Genomic DNA, 17,252 nt, shown 5'->3' on the forward strand with positions numbered 1-17,252 from the left:
CTTGATATTGGCCAAACCGGGACCCGCCGCGAAGCGGTGGGACTGAGCACCCGAAGGGTGTGAAGAAAAATCCTCATTTCCGGATTGGAAACCGGGTTCTACCGGGACATCATTTCCGGATGGGCACCATCTGAATATTCCCTGGAGGCTTTTCTATCTCATGACCGAACAGAAGATCGTCACCCGTTTCCCCCCGAGCCCCACCGGTTATCTACACATCGGCGGCGCCCGGACAGCCCTCTTCAACTGGCTCTTCGCCCGCCGGCACGGCGGGACGTTCATCCTGCGGATCGAGGACACCGACCAGGCGCGATCCACGGACGAGGCCGCGCAGGCGATCATCGAGTCCATGCAGTGGCTGGGGCTCGACTGGGATGCCGGCCCTTATTTCCAGTCCCGGCGCTACGACCTTTACAACCGCGCCATCGACCAACTGCTCGCCGAGGGCAAGGCCTACCACTGCCACTGCTCCCCCGAACTCCTGGAAGAAAAACGCAGCGCCGCCAAGGCCAGGGGCCTCAAACCCAAATACGACGGCACCTGCCGCGACCTCGGGCTCGGACCGGCCCCGGGCTCCGTCGTCAGGCTCAAATGCCCCGCCACCGGGACCACCCATTTCGACGACCTCATCAAGGGGCCGATCCGCATCTCGAACGAGGAGTTGGACGACCTCATCCTGCGCCGCTCCGACGGCAGCCCGACCTATCACATGGCGGTGGTGGCCGACGACATCGACCTCGGGATCACCCACGTGATCCGCGGCGACGACCACGTGAACAACACCCCCCGTCAGATCCAGATTTACAACGCCCTCGGGGTGCCCACGCCCTACTACGCCCACGTCCCCATGATCCTTGGCCCCGACAAGACCCGCCTCAGCAAACGCCACGGCGCCATGTCGGTCCTCGCCTACCGCGACATGGGCTATCTGCCGCATGCGCTGCTGAACGCCCTCGTGCGCCTGGGCTGGTCCCACGGCGACCAGGAGAAATTCACCCGGGAAGAACTCATCGAAACATTCTCGCTCGAAAACGTCGGCAAATCCGCCGGCGTCTTCAATCTCGAAAAACTCATCGACCTGAATGCACAGTACATCCGCGAAACGTCCGACCAGGATCTGGCCGGACTGCTCGCCCCCTTCCTGGACGCCATCGGCATCCGGGGGGTACCGGCCCGACAGCTCGAGGCGGCGGTCGCCACCCTCAAACCACGCAGCAGGACCCTGGTCGAGATGGCCGACGCCGCCCGGATGTACTTCGATGAAACGCTCGCCTATGAGGAGAAGGGGGACAAGAAATTCCTGGTCCCCGAGGTCCTGCCCCACCTCGAGGACCTCGCGCGGAGGCTGAAAGTCATGGGGACCTTCACGGAGGCCGCCTTGGAGGACGTGTTCAGGGCCTACCTCGGGGAGCGCGGCATCAAGCTGAAGGAAGTCGCCCAGCCGCTCCGGCTGGCCCTGACCGGCCGAACCGCCAGCCCGGGCCTGTTCGAGGTGATGGTGGTCCTCGGCCGGGACGAGGTGCTGCGGCGGATCGACCGCGTCCTGCGCCACATCGAGGCCAAACGGTAGAACGGGCTCAGCGTCCGAAGATGTGCTTTGCAATCACGCGGCGCTGGATCTCGGAGGTCCCCTCGTAGATCGTCAGGACCCGCGCGTCCCGGTAGTAGCGCTCCACCGGGAAGTCTTTCATGTACCCGTACCCGCCGTGGACCTGGATGGCCTTGTAGGCGGCCCGGTTGGCCATTTCCGAGGCGTAGAGCTTGGCCATGGAGGCCGCCGCGCCGAAGTTCTCACCCCGGTCCCGCATGGCGGCGGCGTTGAAGGTGAGCAGCCGCGCGGCCTCGATCTCGAGCGCCATATCGGCGATCATCCAGCGGATCCCCTGGAACTGCGAGATGCTCTTGTTGAACTGGACCCGCTCCCGGGCGTAGCTCACGCTGGCTTCGAGGCAGGCCTGAGCGATCCCGACCGACTGCGAGGCGATCCCGATCCGGCCGCCGTCGAGGGACGCCATGGCGATCAGGAACCCGTCCCCTTCCTGGCCGAGGAGGTTCCCGGCCGGCACCCGGCACTCATCGAAGATCAGCTCCACGGTGTCCGAGGCCCTGAGGCCCATCTTCTCCTCTTCCTTCCCGACCGAAAACCCCGGCGTCCCCTTTTCCACCACGAAGGCGCTGATCCCGCGGTGGCGCTTGCCCTTGTCGGTGTAGGCGGTCACCACCGTGACATCCGAGTTCTTGCCGGTGCTGATAAAGATCTTGTTCCCGGTGATGACGTAGCTGTCCCCGTCCCGTACGGCCTTCGTGTGCTGGTTCGCCGGGTCGGATCCCGCCGAAGGCTCGGTCAGGGCGAACGAGCCGATCTTCCTGCCGGCGGCCAGCGGTTTGAGGTAGGTCTCCTTGAGGAAATCCGACCCGAAGAGATAGATCGGCCCGCAGGCGACCGAGTTGTGGACGGACATGATGACCGCCGTCGCAGCGCAGGCATAGGCGACCTCCTGCATCGCCGCCGAGTAGCTGACGGTGTCGGCCCCCGCGCCGCCGTACTCCGCCGGGACGTTCATCCCCATCAACCCGAGCTCCCCCATCTTGCGCAGATTCTCCCGCGGAAACTCGCAGGTGCGGTCCCGCTCGGCCGCCGTCGGCAGCAATTCCTCCCGGGCGAAATCCCTGACCATCGCCTGGATCATCCGCTGTTCTTCCGTCAACTGGTAGCCCATGCCTCACCCTCGCTCAAACGGTTGGAATCAGAGAACCATCCATGCCAGCGGGCGGACTCCGCCCTAGGGGGTGTAGAGCACCACCAGGAGTTCGGCCCGCACATCGCTCAGATTCCTGAGCTTGTGGACGATGGACGAATCGAAGTGGACGTTTTGCCCCGGGGCGAGGACATTCCGGTTCTCGCCCACCATGACCTCCACCTCTCCCTGAAGCACGTAGACGAACTCTTCACCGGGGTGCTGGTAGCTGACGCCCTTGTGCTCCGAGCGCGGATCGATGAAGATCCGGAAGGCCTTCAGGTGCTTGTGCCGAGCCTCGGGGGTCAGGTTTTCGTAGGTGTAGTCCTCCGTGCGTTTGCGGTAGTCTTCCGCTGACTGTTCGTCCGCCCGCTTCTTTTCTTCCTTCAGGAGGATGCTGGAATCGACCTCGAGGGCCTTCGAAAGCTGGAGGATCACCGCGACCGGTGGGATGACCTCCCCCTTCTCGACCTGGGAGATGTATTTGGGCGCAAGCCCCGTCTCGTTGCCGAGATGTTTGAGGGTCAGGCCTTTTTTCTTCCGCAGCGCCGCGAGGCGCTTGCTGAAAGGCTTGCTCGACTGTTCTTGCGGCATGGGGTTTCCCTCCCTTGAATCCGTTCACGGGTATTGAGCCGAAGGCCCCGCCACATTCGCACTAGGGCCTCAAACCACCGGTCCGTCCGGCCGATCTTCATTTTCGGATTTCTTGAAAGCCTTGAACATCTGAAAGACAAAGCCTGCCAGAAGGGCAAGACTGATCAGGATCATCAGGTTGGACGCAAAAAAGGTCATGACAAAGGAAAAGGGATCGTTCAAATGGTAGGCGGCGATGAGAACATAGACCCCGAAGAGGAGGAAAAACAGCGCCGCCAATGCCATCACGCCCTGACGCAGCCACCAGAGACTTTTATGCATGGAAGCCCTCCCCGCCCGCCCTGCGCACGCCCATTCGTTCCCGATCCGGAAATGAGAATTCCGGGCCGATATCGAGGCGATCAAGCTTTTGCGCGGAGGCGGCCTGTTGGCCACCGCACAGGCGAAGGTGCAGATCAACGCAAAGATTGGGCCAAAAGACCATTTCCGGATGCAAAACAGCGATGAAGGGGTCTTCACCCGACGGAGGGCCTCCGCTAGATCTGAAGGTGCGGCAGGACAAGGTCGTCACAGGCGGAATAGGGATCGAGCGACCCGTCGGCGATCCGATCCACCGCCTGGTCGAATTCGCCCGAGGCGATCAGGCGCCCGATCATCTCCTCGACCAGCCGATCCTTGATCAGCTGAGCCAGTTCCTCGCGCACATGCCTTCGTTGCTGCCGGAACCGCAGAGTCCCGCACGTCTCTTCGATGTAAGCCCGGTGCCGGTCGATCGCCTCGATCAGCTCCACCACCCCTTCGTCGAAAACCGCCTGGGCCTTGAGGATGGGGGGTTTCCAGCGGCCCTCGGCGTACTTCTTCTGGTCCATGTCGATCATCAGCCGGAGATCCGTCATGGTCTTGTCGGCCCCGTCCCGATCGGCCTTGTTGATCAGAAAGATGTCGCCCACCTCTAGGATCCCCGCCTTGATGGCCTGGATGTCGTCTCCCATACCCGGAATCACGACGATCACCGTCGTGTGGGCGCTCTTGACTACATCCACCTCGTCCTGGCCCACACCCACCGTCTCGACGATGATGTAGTCCTTCCCCATGGCGTCCAAGACGTCGATGGCGCTGCGGGTCGATTGGGTCACGCCGCCGAAGTGCCCCCGCGTGGCGAGCGACCGGATGAAAACGCCCTTGTCCATGCTGTGGCGCTGCATCCGTACACGGTCCCCGAGGATCGCTCCGCCGCTGAAGGGGCTGGTGGGATCGACGGCCAGAACACCGACCGTCTTTTCCCGCTGGCGCAGGTGGCTCACCATCCGGTCGACGAGGGTGCTCTTCCCCACGCCCGGCGCGCCGGTGATGCCGATCACGTAGGCCCGGCCGGTGTAGGGGTAAAGCGCCTTGAGGATGTCCCTCACGTGCGGCATCCGGTCATCGATGTCCCGAATGAGCCGCGCTGCGGTGCGTACATCCCCGGCGATCACCTTCTCGACGATTTCATTCATCAGGCTTCAAACCTCCCTCGGGGTGACATGGTCCTTCACCCACTGAACAATCTGCTCGAGCGGCGAGCCGGGCGTGAAGATCTCCTTGATGCCGGCGGCCTTCATCTTCGGGATGTCGTCCTCGGGGATGATCCCGCCCCCTACGACGATGATATCGTCGATTCCGTTCTCCTTCAGCAGTTCCACGACACGGGGGAAAAGGTAGCGATGGGCCCCTGCGAGGCTCGAAAGCCCGATCATGTCCACATCCTCCTGGATAGCGGCCTCAACGATCTCTTCGGGGCTCTGATGAAGGCCGCTGTAGACCACCTCGAAACCGGCGTCGCGATAGGCCCTCGCAATGATCCGCGCCCCCCGGTCGTGACCGTCAAGCCCCGGCTTCGCCACCATGACCCGAACCCTTCTACCGCCTGTCATCTTGTCCTCCTCACGCTAACCTTGGAGACAAAGCGCAGCGCACCTGCAGCATCTCTTCAAGGCGCCGGCGGCCCGTCACGCCGAGCCCCGCATCCAATCAGGGTGAATTTCCCCAAACCCCCCGGCCGCGGCCGGGACACTCGCTCCGTCCTATTCACCATCCCGGGGCGGCCCCCGATCCAACCCCCGCCCCGTCTTCGACCGCACCCCTCTTTGCAGCGCCGGGGCCGGGTGCTTCGCCGCCTTCGACCTCAGTATATGCCCGGGTCCCGATAGATGCCGAACACCGATCGGTATACGTCGCAGACCTCCTGCAAAGTAGCCTGGGCCTTGACAGCCGCAATCACCGGTTCCATGACGTTGGTGTCGGCCGCACACGCCTCGCCCACCCGTTCAAGGCACTCCGCCACCCTGGTCTGGTCGCGCAGCGACTTCACGCGGTTGAGTTTTTCGATCTGGAGCCGCTCGAGCTCCTCGTCGATCTCCAGGATCTCCACCGGGACGTCCTCTTCGGTGACGTACTTGTTGACCCCCACGACGGTCTTCTCCCCCGCGTCGATCTGCCGCTGGTAATGATAAGCCGCGTCGGCGATCTCCTGCTGCGGGTAATTGCGCTCGATCGCCGCCAGCATGCCGCCCATGTCGTCGATCTTCCGGATGATCTCGAAGGCGTCCCGCTCCATCTTGTCCGTGAGCCCCTCCACAAAGTAGGAGCCTCCGAGCGGATCGATGGTATTGGCCACGCCGGATTCCTCCGCGATGATCTGCTGGGTCCGGAGTGCGATCGTGGCCGCCTCTTCGGTGGGGATGGCGAGGACCTCGTCGAGCGAATTGGTGTGCAGCGACTGCGTACCTCCCAGGACCGCCGCAAGGGCCTCCAGCGCCGTCCGCACGACGTTGTTGTAAGGCTGCTGGGCCGTCAAGGAGCAGCCGGCCGTCTGGGTGTGGAACCGGAGCCACCAGGAGCGCGGGTTCTGCGCCTTGAAGCGCTCGCGCATAATCTTGCCCCACATCCGCCGGGCGGCGCGGAACTTGGCGATCTCCTCGAAGAAATCCAGGTGGGAGTTAAAGAAAAAGGAGAAGCGCGGCGCGAACGAGTCGACCGGCAGACCGCGCTTCAAGGCCTCTTCCGTGTAGGCGATGCCGTCGGCGAGCGTGAAGGCCAGCTCCTGCACCGCCGTCGAGCCCGCCTCCCGGATGTGATAGCCGCTGATGCTGATCGTGTTCCAGCGCGGGACCTCGCGGGTGCCGAACTCGACGGTGTCGGTCACGAGCCGCACGGAAGGGCGCGGCGGGCACATGAAGGTCTTCTGGGCGATGAATTCCTTCAGCATGTCGTTCTGGATCGTGCCGCCGATCACATTCCGCGGGATCCCCCGGTTTTCCGCCATCGCGATATACATGGCCCAGACGACGGAGGCGGGGGGGTTGATGGTCATGGATGTGGTGATCTGATCGATCGGCAGGCCATCGAAGAGGTCTTCCATGTCCTTCAGGGTGTCGATGGCCACCCCGCATCGCCCACACTCACCGCGCGCCTTGGAGGCGTCGGAGTCGTAGCCCATGAGGGTCGGCATGTCGAAGGCCGTCGACAGGCCGGTCTGGCCGGCGTTGACCAGCACGTGGAACCGGCGGTTGGTGTCTTTGGCGGTGCCCAGCCCCGCGAACATGCGCATCGTCCAGAGGCGCCCGCGGTACATGGACGGCTGCACACCGCGGGTGAACGGGTATTCGCCCGGAAAGCCCAGGGCATCCATGTAACGCTGGTCCCGAACATCGAGCGGGGTATAGAGGCGGCCGATCTCGACGTCCGAAACGGTCGAGAACCGCTCCAGCCTCTCGCCGTGCTGCCTGAAAATCTCTTCCAGCTCTTTACGCCAGCGCTCTTCCGCCTTTTCGATGTCCCCGAACACCTTCGGGTTGAAGGTCATAGACATGCGGCACCCTCCTTTTTGGACCGACGATCCCTCGAACCGGCCGACGGGTCGACGCCGGTTCAGTCAGCATGTTCAGGGAATGGTTATCCAGCCCGAACCCGTTTCCAATCAGGGCGCTATTTCCCCTTCAGGAGGTTTCGCGCCACCACCAGACGCATGATCTCATTGGTTCCTTCGTAGATCTGGCAGATCTTGGCATCCCGCATGTGCCGCTCCATGGGATACTCCCGGGAGTAGCCGTAGCCGCCGAGGATCTGAACCCCCTCGATCGAGGCCCGCATGGTGATGTCCGAAGCGAACATCTTGGCCATGGCGGCCTCTTTTTCATAAGGCATGTGGTGGTCTTCGAGCCACGCCGCCCGAAGCGTCAAAAGCTCCGCGGCATCGAGCTCGGTCGCCATGTCGGCCAGCTTCCACTGGATCGCCTGGAAGCTCGAGATGGGCTTATTGAACTGCTCGCGCGTCCTGGCGTAGGCAAGGGACTCCTCCAGCACCGCGCGCCCGATGCCGATCGCCTGTGAGGCGATCCCGATGCGGCCCCCGTCCAGGGTGCTGAGCATCTGCTTGAACCCTTCGCCCTCCTGCCCGAGCAGGGCGTCCGCAGGCAGACGTGCATCCTCGAAAACCAGCTCGGCCGTGCCGGAGGCGAGGATGCCCAGTTTTTCCTCCACGCGCCCCACCTTGAAGCCGGGCGTGTCTTCGAGATCGGCCACGAAGGTGCTGATGCCCTTGTAGCCCTTGCCCTTGTCGGTCACGGCGGCGAGCACGCAGTAGGAGGCCACGTTCCCGTTGGTGATGAACTTCTTCTCACCGTTGATGATCCATTGATCACCGTCCCTGACGGCCGTCGTAAGCATCGCGGACGGGTCGGAGCCGGCCCCGGCCTCGGTCAGCCCGTAGCAGCCGAGCTTTTCCCCCGAGGCGCAGGGTTCGAGGTATTTTTTCTTCTGTTCATGGGTCCCGTAGGCCATCACCGGGAAGCAGTAGAGCGAGTTGTTGACCGACATGATGACGCCGGTCGATGCACAGGCCTTCGACACCTCGATCAAGGCCAGCACATAGCTCACATAATCCATTCCGCCACCGCCGTATTCCTCGGGCACGGCGATGCCGAGCATCTTCAGTTCGCCCAACTCCCGGACGATCGCGGCCGGGTGGGCATGCGTGGCATCCAGTTCGGCGGCCTTCGGCTTGATCTCCGCTTCAGCGAAGCGGCGCGCCATTTCACGGACCATCTGCTGTTCGTCGGTCAGTGCAAAATCCATAGCTGGCTCGTCTCCATCCGGAAAAGATTACGAAACCCAAGGTTTCCAGACCGAAAGCGGGGCTTTCGGCAGATGCGGGAGCCGGGGCGTCGGCCCGCGGAAAGCCCGATGGGCGGCATCCTCTGCGGGCGGCCTCTCCGTTCGCTCCCCGGAGTCGGCCGAAAAGACCCCTTGCGGGTGGAAATCAGCTCAACTCCCCTTTGAAATCGGGCTTGCGTTTTTCCAGAAACGCCTTCATGCCTTCACTGCCATCCGGACTCGCCATGCAGAGCGCAAAGGCGTCGGACTCGAGGTAGCAGCCGGTCCGCAGATCCACATCGAGCCCGCGGTCGATGCAGTGTTTGATCCCGCGCATGGACACCTTGCCCTTGGACGCGATCAGTTTCGCGGTCTTCATGGTCTCTTCCCACAGCGCATCGGCCGCAAAGACCTTGTTGACCAGTCCAATCTGGCGGGCCTCCTCTGCGCCGATCACGTTGCCCGCCATGCAGAGTTCCTTGGCCATGGCCTTCCCCACGAGCCGTGCGAGCCTCTGCGTGCCGCCGAAGCCCGGGATGATCCCCAAATTGCTCTCCGGCTGCCCGAACTTTGCCTTCTCCGAGGCGTAGATGAAGTCGCAGGCCATCGCGAACTCGGTCCCGCCGCCCAGGGCGAACCCGTTGACGCAGGCGATGACCGGGATGGGCAGCTTTTCGATCCGCAGCAGCAGGTCCTGCCCCTCGCGCGAAAACTTCCGGCCCTCGAGCGGCGAGAGATTCGCCATGTGGGCGATGTCTGCGCCGGCGATGAAAGACTTCTCCCCTTCGCCCGTGAACACCAGGACCTTCACCGCCCGGTTGGCCTCGATCTCGTCCAGGGCCGCGCTGACCTCAGCCAGCACCGCCGGGTTGATCGCGTTCAAAGCCTTCGGCCGATTGAATTTGATCACAGCGATATGTTCCTGAATCTCGAAGATGATGTTTTCGTATGCCATCATGGACTCCTTGAATGAGAATCGTTTCTATCCGGAAATGGCCTCTCTTGCCAATTCCGGCGTCAATCCGCGCGCTTGCCCGTGCGGCGACCTACAGGCCGCCTCCGCACAAGCGCTTGATTTTACTGATATCGGCAAACCGGGACCCGCCGCCAAGCGGTGGGACTGCGCAGGGAAGCGTGTGAAGAAAAAATACCCGTTTCCGGACAAGCGGGGTCTCGATCCATCTGCCGGCCGGAAAGCAAGTTATGCCCGCTCGATCACCATCGCCATGCCCTGACCGCCGCCGATGCAGAGCGAGGCCAGCCCGAGGTCACATCCATCGCGAAGCATCCGGTGGATCAGGGTCAGGACGATCCGCGCACCGCTGCAGCCGATCGGGTGCCCGATCGAGATGCCGCTGCCGAGCGGATTGGTCTTTTCCGGGTCGCAGCCAAGTTCGCGCAGGCACGCGATCGCCTGGACCGCAAAGGCCTCGTTCAATTCGATGGCGCCGAAATCACCCATGCCGAGCTTGGTCTGCGCCAGGAGCTTCCGGACCGCGGGGATCGGTCCGAGACCCATGTAAGCCGGATCGATCGCCGCCGAGGCGTAGGCCTTGATCCGGGCCATGGGCTTCAACCCCATCTCCTTGGCCTTTTCGGCCGACATCAGCAGCATCGCCGCAGCCGCGTCGTTGATCCCGGAGGCGTTCCCCGCCGTGACCGCCCCGTCCTTTTTGAAGGCCGGGCGGAGTTTGGCCATCTTCTCGACGCTCGTGTCCATGGGGCGCTCGTCGGTATCGAAAAAGACCGGCTCGCCCTTGCGCTGCGGGATCGGCACGGGCACGATCTCGTCCTTGAAGAGGCCGTCGACGATGGCCTTGCGGGCCCGCTGGTGGCTAAGGGCCCCCAATTCGTCCTGCTCCTGGCGGCTGATGCCGTACTTCACCCCGATGTTCTCGGCGGTGATGCCCATGTGGTAGCCGTAGAAGATCTCGAAAAGCCCGTCGAAGACCATCAGGTCCACGAGCTGCGTGTTGTTCATTCGGGCGCCCCAGCGGGCCGCAGGCATCGCGTAGGGAATGAGGCTCATGTTTTCCATGCCGCCGGCGAGCATGATGTCCGCCTCGCCGTGGCGGATCGCCTGGGCCGCCAGGGCCAGCGCCTTCATACCCGAGGCGCAGACCTTGTTGATCGTGAAGGCGGGGGTCTCCTTCGAGATGCCGGCGGCGATGGTCGCCTGCCGCGCTACGTTCTGACCCTGCCCCGCGCCGACCACGTTGCCCATGACCACTTCGTCGACCGCCACGGGCTGAAGCCCCTGGTCATAGTCATAAGACTTGCTCTCCAGTTCGATCCTGCCCGTGCCCTTGAGCGGATCCGGTGCAAACTGCAGGACGCTCTCGGAAGCCTCAGGGCGGAGCCCGGCCCGCTTGAGGGTCTCTTTCAGGACCAGGGCGCCCATCTGTACGACCGGGGTATCCTTCAACGTCCCGCCGAATGAACCGACGGGCGTTCTGGCGCCGGAAACAATCACTACATCACGCATGTCTTCTTCTCCTTCTCTCTTTTTATGGAATGATCCGCGTTCTTATCAAAAGAAGCGGTTTTTCGGAACGATTTCCCGGCGGGGCGAGCCGGCATCCCTCTGCGGATGCGGCAACCTCTCACCCATGCCATACTCACAGCCGCCGAACAAAGGCCGAAGGCCTGTACCGCCGGGGATCAGGGCTCGTTGTAGACAACCAGCGTGACGGCCTCGCCGCCTCCCAGGCAAAGCGAGGCCTGGCCGATCTCCGCCCCGCGGTCCTTCATGGCGTAGATGAGGGTCGTCAGGACCCGTGCGCCGCTCGCCCCGATCGGGTGGCCGAGGGCCACGGCCCCTCCGTGCACATTCACCCGGCCGGGGTCGATGCCGAGCTCCCGATTGATGGCGACCGACGAGGAACTGAAGGCCTCGTTGATCTCGTGCAGCCCGACGTCGGATACCTTGAGGCCGTCCTTGGCAAGGACCTTGGGTATGGAGAGGATCGGCGCCACCAGAACATATTTCATGTCGATGCCCGCGGCGCCCTGCGCGCCGACGCGCACCAGCGGGCGGCACCCCAATGTCTGCGCCCTCTCCCGGGACATCACCACCAGGGCCGAGGCCCCGTCGCTGATCTTCGAAGCGTTCCCGGCCGTCACGGTGCCGTCCTTCTTGAAAGCGGGACGGAGGGAGGCCAGCGCCTCGGCACTGGTGCGGGGCTTGCGGAGCGGAATCTCATCGGTCTCGAACCGCAGAATCTCACCCTTGCGGCCCGGAATTTCCAACGGTACCATCTCTTCGACGAATTTACCGGCCTCGATCGCCGACCAGGCCTTCTGATAGGATTCCAGAGCGAAGGCATCCATATCGGAGCGGCTGACGCCGTATTTCTCGGCAACAAGCTCCGCGCTCACCCCCATGTGAAAATCGTTCACGTGGTCCCAGAGGCCGTCGCAGACCATCCCGTCGACCACCTGGGCGTTGTTCATGCGGTAGCCCGTCCGCGCCTTGTCGAGCAGGTAGGGGCACAGGTTCATGTTCTCCATCCCGCCGGCCGCCACCACCTCCGCATCGCCGCACTGAATGGCCTGCGCCGCGAGCATGACCGCCTTCAGACCCGAGCCGCACACCTTGTTGACGGTGATCGCACCGACCTCCCAGGGGAAACCGGCCTTGACCATCGCCTGACGGGCGGGGTTCTGGCCGAGCCCGTGGGGGAGCACGTTGCCCATGATCACCTCGTCCACATCCGTGACGGCGATCCCGGCCCGCTTCACCGCCTCTTTGAGGACCAGGGCACCGAGGTCCGTCGCAACGCTGTTTTTCAGGGAGCCCGCAAAGTCCCCGATGGCCGTTCGGCAGGCACTGACGATGACCACATCCCGCATGACCGTTTCCCCTTTCCGTTGGGCGCACCCCGCCTGAAACCCGGGTGTACGAAATTGGTTCACATTGAGTTTTCGCATCTTTATATATAGGCAGCACGTTTGAAGTCAAGCACCTTTCCATCCGCCGTCCGCCTTTTTGAGGCGCGGAGCGCCTGCCGGATTGTCCGCCCGTTGAATTTTTCTTGACCATTGCGCTGACAACAGGTAATTCAAAATCCTTAACTTTTCGAACCAGAAAGGAACACTGCATGAACCCGATCGCACAGGAACTGAACGAGATCCTCCGCAGGGCGAACCCCCACGTTTTCGACATGCTGAGCCAGGTCGGCCGGAACCTGTTCTTTCCGAAAGGCATTCTGGCGCAAAGCGCCGAGGCCAAGCAGAAGGCCCATCGTTTCAACGCCACCATCGGCATGGCGACCGAAAAGGGCGAGACGATGTACCTGCCTTCGGTCATGGCATCCATCGCCGGGCTGACCGCCGAGCAGGCGCTCACCTATGCCCCGTCTTTCGGGATTCCCAAGCTCCGCCAGGTCTGGCAGGAAGGGCTCTTCGCCAAGAACCCCTCCCTGAAGGGCAAGACCGTCAGCCTGCCCATCGTGACGAACGCGATCACCCACGGCCTCAGCGTCATCGCCGACATGTGGGCCGATCCGGGCGACGTCCTGATCCTCCCGGACAAGATGTGGGGCAACTACAACATGATCTTCGGCGTTCGCAGGGGCGCTGAGGTGGTCAATTATTCGCTCTTCGACGAGGCAGGCGCCTTCAACCTGGGGGCCTTCGAGGAATGCGTGCGGAAAGAGGCGGCCGCACGGAAAAAGCTCATCATCATCCTGAACTTCCCCAACAACCCGACCGGCTACACCGTGAGCGCGGCCGAGGCCGACCGGATCGGCGAGATCCTGACCGCCGTCGCCGAGGCCGGGACCAATGTCCTCGCCGTCACGGACGATGCCTACTTCGGCCTTTTCTACGATGAAACCGCCTCGAAGGAATCGGTCTTCACCCGGCTGGTGGACCGGCATCCGCGCCTCCTGGCCGTCAAACTCGACGGCGCCACCAAGGAAAACTTCGTCTGGGGGCTCCGCGTCGGCTTCATCACCTATGGGGGCGTCTTCCTCGAGGACGAAAAGGGCGCCTGCGACGCCCTGGAGCGGAAGACGGCGGGGGATGTCCGGGGCTCCATCTCGAACGCCTCGCGTCTGAGCCAGGAGATCGTGCTGAAGGCGCTTCTTTCTCCCGGGTACCCGGCCGAAAAGGAGCAGAAGTTCCAGATCATGGCGGGGCGTGCCCGCGAGGTCAAACGCGTGCTTCAAGACCCGAAATACCAGGATGCCTGGGACGTCTACCCCTTCAACTCCGGCTACTTCATGTGCCTGAAACTGAAGACCGTCGATGCGGAACAGCTGCGCGCGCATCTTTTAGACCAATACGGGGTCGGGCTCATCGCGCTCGGCAAAACCGACCTGCGCGTCGCCTTTTCCTGCCTCGAGGAAGAGGACGTGCAGGCCCTCTTCGATGCGGTGCTGAGCGGGATCCGCGACCTGGAAAAATAGACGGCGGCGCGTCCTGCGTCTTGCACTGCCGGGAACGAGGATGAGGATCGTTGGCTGAATTCGATATCTGGCTGATGCTCAGCCGCTCCACCCTGATCATCCGGATCGATCTGGCGATCCTGCTGGCGATGTCGCTGATCAGCTGGGCGATCATCCTGACGAAGTATATTCAGTTCCGTCGGGCCGACAGGGCCGCCTCAGCCGACCTGCGCTGGCCCGGCGACATCCAGGACGTGCACGGGCATGTCAGGAAACCCGGGCGCCACAAGGACTCCCCATCAACCCTCCTCGCCCTGGAGGTCTTCAGCGAATTCAAGCGCCTGAGCGCGATGCAGAACCACTCCGTGGACAACGCTCCGCTCATTATGGAAAGCATCCGCCAGACCACCCGGGACGAGATCGCCGCTCAGACGGACCGGCTTTTCAGCACCCTGCCCTTTCTTGCCACCTGCGCGAACGCAGCGCCGCTCCTGGGCCTTTTCGGCACGGTCTGGGGGATCATGCACTCCTTTCAAAGCTTCGAAGGGCTCACCCAGAGGTCCCTCGCCGCGGTGGCGCCGGGGATGGCCGAAGCGCTCGTCACGACCGCCCTCGGACTGATCGTCGCCATCCCCGCCACCCTGGCGCACAACGTCCTGCTCGGCAGGCTCAGCGGCATCGAAAACAAGCTGAACCGCCTCGGCGCAAGATTCGTCCGGCAGATCGAGGCGACGGTCATGAAGGGAAGGCCCCACGCAGACGGAGAGGCGCCGGATGCCCGCACCTGACGTGCGGGCGATGGCCACCGGGTGCGCACACCCGGCCTCTTTCGGGAAAAGGCGGGGTCTCCAGGCCTCTGCGCAATCCAGGTTTCCAAGTCGCCGACGGGGGACGGCCCGCCTCAGCCTTTCGACCGGTGTGACAGAAGAACGGCGTCGATGATATCCCGGTCACAGTTGAATCGCCTGACGGCCGCCTGCTCTTCGAGCGCCGTGGCGGCATTCTCCAAGAGCTTTTTATAGGGGATCGCGCTGGCAAAATGCCGGAGGCGGGTATAAGCGCCGATGACCCCAAGGATCCTGGCGCAATTGCCGCTCAAATCGCTGGGCGCGGCGGGCGGTTCGGCCGATTTTCTGAACAGGATCGATATATTGCCGTTGTGCCGTTCCGTCTCCCTTCTGAAGACGCGGAATCCAGCCTTTTCACCCAGAGCGGAAAGGCTTCCGGGATTGAAGGCGTAGAGATGGGCCTTGTGGTATCGGTTTTTTGGATCCTGTCTCAGATCCTCCGCGTTGGGCACGTCGACCACCAGAAATCCACCGCTCTTCAAGAGGGCCCGGATATGCCTCAATTCGGCAAGAGGATCGATCATATGCTCGAGGACATGGTTCAAGGTAATGATATCGAAGGCGCCAAACCGGTCGATTTCCCGTGAAAAACCGGTTTCCACCGGGACGTGCAGCTCCTCGCGTGCATAGCGTGAATGACTTTCATCGGGCTCGATCCCGGAGGCCTCGGCGCCAAGGCGCCGCAAGCAGTAAACGAACACCCCATTGCCCGCGCCGATATCCAGCAACCGATCGCCTTCCTTCAGAACATCCCTGAAGAACCCGTATCGTTTCAGCGCGTTTTTAGCATGCCGGTAGACATGTTTTTTCTTGGGGCTGGTGATGCGCTTGTATTCTTTTCGATACCGCTTCGCGTAGAAGTGCTCGATCCGCTCGTCGGACGGCCGCGGATCGCTCCAGATCAGGCCGCACTCCGTGCAAATAACCGTCCTCAGGTACCGCCCTTCCCGATCCCGAAGAGAGATCTCCTCAACGGATTCAGAGCCACACAGATTGCAGGGTATCGAACAGGCGGTCCGGTTGGTCATCGAGAATCAGCCTCTGAAAACAGCCGGTCCAGGTCCACAGCGGTCCATTCCTGGAAGCCCGGCACCTTGACCCAAAACTTGCGTTCAGCAGGAACGGCGATGATCTGGTAAACCGTCTGGATCGCATCCCCCGCCGGCCAGGCAGCACCGCCCCGGTCGATGTCCGTGTCCAGGATCTCCATCATCGCCTCGACCGTTATACGACCTTTACGGCCCTCGGCAAGAGACAGGAGATTGTCCCTGCGCTCCCTGGTTTTGAACCCGCCGGTATCCTGCAGTTCGATGCCCCATCCCGGATCCACGAAGTGATTCGTCGCCACCAGCAGACCGTCGGCCTTGCCGGTCCGCCTCCGGATATCGAAGGGAAGCCATTCATAGGCAAAAGCCGCCTCCCGGTCGGCAACATTGATGATGAACGTAAAGTTCGAGCGGGTCGAGTTCAGGGCGGCGTCGAGGTGCGCCATATTCGAACAGTCCCGAAGGAACGCCAGCAGATGGACAACGGCCGGCACCCGGTTCGAGTAGGCAAGGGACCCTCCGGACGGGAACCCGTTGTTGAGTTCCAGAAAAAGCCCCTGCGCATTCATGCCGGTGGTGGCGTAGATTACGCCGGCAAAGGTGGCGATGGCCGCAGGAATGCCATCCCCTCCATTGAAAACCGTAACCGTGAGGAAGCGCGCAAAGGAGCGGTAACTTCCGAACCAGTCGTAATTGCGGCCGAAGACGAGAGGACCGCCCGCCGTATAATCCTTCCACGCGGCGATGCCCGAGCAGCCGGGAAGCAGACCGTACAGCTCGATGGCGTTGAGCAGGATGTGCTTTTCGAGGGCCAGCCCGGACGTCTCCGCCATGCCCTCGAAAAAGGTCTTGAAACGGTGGGGATAGAATGCATAGAGCGATTGGGCCGCCTGCCTCATCGCCTCCGGTGCAAGCCCTTTTTCGCCGATGAAATACCCTTCGATGGCCTCCGCATACAAACGCCGCAATTCATCCTGCAGGAGATGCCCGTACTGCCGCCCCATCTGCCTGTAGGACCCGTGCAGATCGAGGACATTCAGTTTTCCACACCGGTAAAGCCTCCCGCTTTCATACCTTTCGGCAACCTCAGACAGAGGCGCCATCTTCGGTTCGGCGCCTCCCCCCGATGGATGCAGGGAAATGCACACTGCGAGCGCCGCTGCAGCCAGGAACTTCCAGATCATTGCATGCATGTTTTTCCCGCCGCCCCTTCGATAAAACCCTCTCGCAGGATCCCGGCACAAAGAGACCATGATTCGATCATCCCATACAAGGTCTGACGAACATTCGGAGAAAACCGTTTTACAGAATTGTTTTGGCGCCGGCTTCCACCGCGGGAATCATTTCCTCCTGCCCTTTGGAAGTCCGGCTTTTCCGGACGATCAGCTCCGAATGGCTGAAACCATGGAGTTCTTGTAGCACAAACCCTGTCAATAAAACAAGGGCATGCCGGTATCCGTCCGAAGCAACGCCTCTTTGTCAACTTGACAGAGGGGAACCTAA

At 62.5% G+C, this 17,252-nt stretch carries 16 protein-coding genes; 4 read left to right on the forward strand and 12 right to left on the reverse strand.

The features are described 5' to 3' along the window. The first annotated feature begins 160 nt into the window (after nucleotides 1-160). A complete protein-coding gene (gene gltX, locus H567_RS0110855; protein WP_028321419.1) occupies nucleotides 161-1,570 on the forward strand; it encodes a glutamate--tRNA ligase in 1,410 nt (469 codons plus the stop codon). Between the two features lie 7 nt (nucleotides 1,571-1,577). Here the strand turns inward: gltX and H567_RS0110860 are convergent, their stop codons facing one another. The 8 genes from H567_RS0110860 to H567_RS0110895 all read right to left on the reverse strand — a co-directional run bounded on the left by H567_RS0110860 (nucleotide 1,578) and on the right by H567_RS0110895 (nucleotide 9,423). Next, the gene (locus tag H567_RS0110860) at nucleotides 1,578-2,720 is read right to left on the reverse strand and encodes an acyl-CoA dehydrogenase (RefSeq protein WP_028321420.1); all 1,143 of its coding nucleotides are present in this window, start codon (nucleotides 2,718-2,720) and stop codon (nucleotides 1,578-1,580) included. 63 nt (nucleotides 2,721-2,783) lie between these two features. Then, nucleotides 2,784-3,332, reverse strand: a complete 549-nt coding sequence (locus tag H567_RS0110865; RefSeq protein ID WP_028321421.1) for a helix-turn-helix domain-containing protein — start codon at nucleotides 3,330-3,332, stop codon at nucleotides 2,784-2,786. A 69-nt stretch (nucleotides 3,333-3,401) separates the two neighbouring features. Then, nucleotides 3,402-3,653 carry a hypothetical protein gene (locus H567_RS0110870; protein WP_028321422.1) on the reverse strand — a complete coding sequence of 84 codons (252 nt, stop codon included), beginning with the start codon at nucleotides 3,651-3,653 and terminating at the stop codon, nucleotides 3,402-3,404. Nucleotides 3,654-3,868: 215 nt separating this feature from the next. Next, a complete protein-coding gene (gene meaB / locus H567_RS0110875; RefSeq protein WP_028321423.1) occupies nucleotides 3,869-4,828 on the reverse strand; it encodes a methylmalonyl Co-A mutase-associated GTPase MeaB in 960 nt (319 codons plus the stop codon). 6 nt (nucleotides 4,829-4,834) lie between these two features. Continuing rightward, nucleotides 4,835-5,245, reverse strand: coding sequence for a cobalamin B12-binding domain-containing protein (locus H567_RS0110880; RefSeq protein WP_028321424.1), 411 nt, complete (start codon nucleotides 5,243-5,245; stop codon nucleotides 4,835-4,837). A 251-nt stretch (nucleotides 5,246-5,496) separates the two neighbouring features. Continuing rightward, nucleotides 5,497-7,182: a methylmalonyl-CoA mutase family protein gene (locus H567_RS0110885; RefSeq protein ID WP_084517158.1), complete on the reverse strand. Its 1,686-nt coding sequence runs from the start codon at nucleotides 7,180-7,182 to the stop codon at nucleotides 5,497-5,499. A 116-nt stretch (nucleotides 7,183-7,298) separates the two neighbouring features. Then, the gene (locus tag H567_RS0110890; RefSeq protein WP_028321426.1) at nucleotides 7,299-8,447 is read right to left on the reverse strand and encodes an acyl-CoA dehydrogenase; all 1,149 of its coding nucleotides are present in this window, start codon (nucleotides 8,445-8,447) and stop codon (nucleotides 7,299-7,301) included. 184 nt (nucleotides 8,448-8,631) lie between these two features. After that, entirely contained in the window at nucleotides 8,632-9,423 is a 792-nt protein-coding gene (locus H567_RS0110895; RefSeq protein WP_315861782.1) for an enoyl-CoA hydratase-related protein, read from the reverse strand. Between H567_RS0110895 and H567_RS0110900 the strand changes: the two genes are divergently transcribed. Continuing rightward, nucleotides 9,401-9,700: a hypothetical protein gene (locus H567_RS0110900; protein ID WP_153306148.1), complete on the forward strand. Its 300-nt coding sequence runs from the start codon at nucleotides 9,401-9,403 to the stop codon at nucleotides 9,698-9,700. The two genes, H567_RS0110895 and H567_RS0110900, sit on opposite strands and share 23 nt — an antisense overlap. On the opposite strand, the gene H567_RS0110905 is transcribed toward H567_RS0110900, so the two are convergent. Together H567_RS0110905 and H567_RS0110910 are read right to left on the reverse strand one after the other, a co-directional pair. After that, nucleotides 9,667-10,950: an acetyl-CoA C-acetyltransferase gene (locus tag H567_RS0110905; RefSeq protein ID WP_028321429.1), complete on the reverse strand. Its 1,284-nt coding sequence runs from the start codon at nucleotides 10,948-10,950 to the stop codon at nucleotides 9,667-9,669. The two genes, H567_RS0110900 and H567_RS0110905, sit on opposite strands and share 34 nt — an antisense overlap. 176 nt (nucleotides 10,951-11,126) lie before the next feature. Continuing rightward, complete coding sequence (locus H567_RS0110910; protein WP_028321430.1) at nucleotides 11,127-12,317, reverse strand: acetyl-CoA C-acetyltransferase; 1,191 nt, start codon at nucleotides 12,315-12,317, stop codon at nucleotides 11,127-11,129. Between the two features lie 248 nt (nucleotides 12,318-12,565). Between H567_RS0110910 and H567_RS0110915 the strand changes: the two genes are divergently transcribed. Together H567_RS0110915 and H567_RS0110920 are read left to right on the forward strand one after the other, a co-directional pair. Further along, the gene (locus H567_RS0110915; protein WP_028321431.1) at nucleotides 12,566-13,876 is read left to right on the forward strand and encodes an aminotransferase class I/II-fold pyridoxal phosphate-dependent enzyme; all 1,311 of its coding nucleotides are present in this window, start codon (nucleotides 12,566-12,568) and stop codon (nucleotides 13,874-13,876) included. 50 nt (nucleotides 13,877-13,926) lie between these two features. Then, nucleotides 13,927-14,643 (forward strand): MotA/TolQ/ExbB proton channel family protein, encoded by a 717-nt coding sequence (locus H567_RS0110920; RefSeq protein WP_028321432.1) that lies wholly within the window; start codon nucleotides 13,927-13,929, stop codon nucleotides 14,641-14,643. 113 nt (nucleotides 14,644-14,756) lie between these two features. Here H567_RS0110920 and H567_RS0110925 read toward each other — a convergent pair whose 3' ends face one another. Both H567_RS0110925 and H567_RS0110930 read right to left on the reverse strand, forming a co-directional pair. After that, nucleotides 14,757-15,731, reverse strand: a complete 975-nt coding sequence (locus tag H567_RS0110925) for a class I SAM-dependent methyltransferase (protein WP_028321433.1) — start codon at nucleotides 15,729-15,731, stop codon at nucleotides 14,757-14,759. Beyond that, nucleotides 15,728-16,942, reverse strand: a complete 1,215-nt coding sequence (locus tag H567_RS0110930) for a C45 family autoproteolytic acyltransferase/hydrolase (protein WP_208598364.1) — start codon at nucleotides 16,940-16,942, stop codon at nucleotides 15,728-15,730. Before H567_RS0110930 ends, H567_RS0110925 begins: the two co-directional genes overlap by 4 nt. Nucleotides 16,943-17,252: the final 310 nt, after the last annotated feature.

This window comes from Desulfatiglans anilini DSM 4660 (genome assembly GCF_000422285.1).
Classification (GTDB): domain Bacteria; phylum Desulfobacterota; class DSM-4660; order Desulfatiglandales; family Desulfatiglandaceae; genus Desulfatiglans; species Desulfatiglans anilini.

Bases quoted from the DNA above. Each gene is read 5' to 3' on its own strand.
- gltX (WP_028321419.1), top strand. From the start codon at position 161: ATGACCGAACAGAAGATCGTCACCCGTTTCCCCCCGAGCCCCACCGGT.
- H567_RS0110860 (WP_028321420.1), bottom strand. From the start codon at position 2,720: ATGGGCTACCAGTTGACGGAAGAACAGCGGATGATCCAGGCGATGGTC.
- H567_RS0110865 (WP_028321421.1), bottom strand. From the start codon at position 3,332: ATGCCGCAAGAACAGTCGAGCAAGCCTTTCAGCAAGCGCCTCGCGGCG.
- H567_RS0110870 (WP_028321422.1), bottom strand. From the start codon at position 3,653: ATGCATAAAAGTCTCTGGTGGCTGCGTCAGGGCGTGATGGCATTGGCG.
- meaB (WP_028321423.1), bottom strand. From the start codon at position 4,828: ATGAATGAAATCGTCGAGAAGGTGATCGCCGGGGATGTACGCACCGCA.
- H567_RS0110880 (WP_028321424.1), bottom strand. From the start codon at position 5,245: ATGACAGGCGGTAGAAGGGTTCGGGTCATGGTGGCGAAGCCGGGGCTT.
- H567_RS0110885 (WP_084517158.1), bottom strand. From the start codon at position 7,182: ATGTCTATGACCTTCAACCCGAAGGTGTTCGGGGACATCGAAAAGGCG.
- H567_RS0110890 (WP_028321426.1), bottom strand. From the start codon at position 8,447: ATGGATTTTGCACTGACCGACGAACAGCAGATGGTCCGTGAAATGGCG.
- H567_RS0110900 (WP_153306148.1), top strand. From the start codon at position 9,401: ATGATGTTTTCGTATGCCATCATGGACTCCTTGAATGAGAATCGTTTC.
- H567_RS0110895 (WP_315861782.1), bottom strand. From the start codon at position 9,423: ATGATGGCATACGAAAACATCATCTTCGAGATTCAGGAACATATCGCT.
- H567_RS0110905 (WP_028321429.1), bottom strand. From the start codon at position 10,950: ATGCGTGATGTAGTGATTGTTTCCGGCGCCAGAACGCCCGTCGGTTCA.
- H567_RS0110910 (WP_028321430.1), bottom strand. From the start codon at position 12,317: ATGCGGGATGTGGTCATCGTCAGTGCCTGCCGAACGGCCATCGGGGAC.
- H567_RS0110915 (WP_028321431.1), top strand. From the start codon at position 12,566: ATGAACCCGATCGCACAGGAACTGAACGAGATCCTCCGCAGGGCGAAC.
- H567_RS0110925 (WP_028321433.1), bottom strand. From the start codon at position 15,731: ATGACCAACCGGACCGCCTGTTCGATACCCTGCAATCTGTGTGGCTCT.
- H567_RS0110930 (WP_208598364.1), bottom strand. From the start codon at position 16,942: ATGCATGCAATGATCTGGAAGTTCCTGGCTGCAGCGGCGCTCGCAGTG.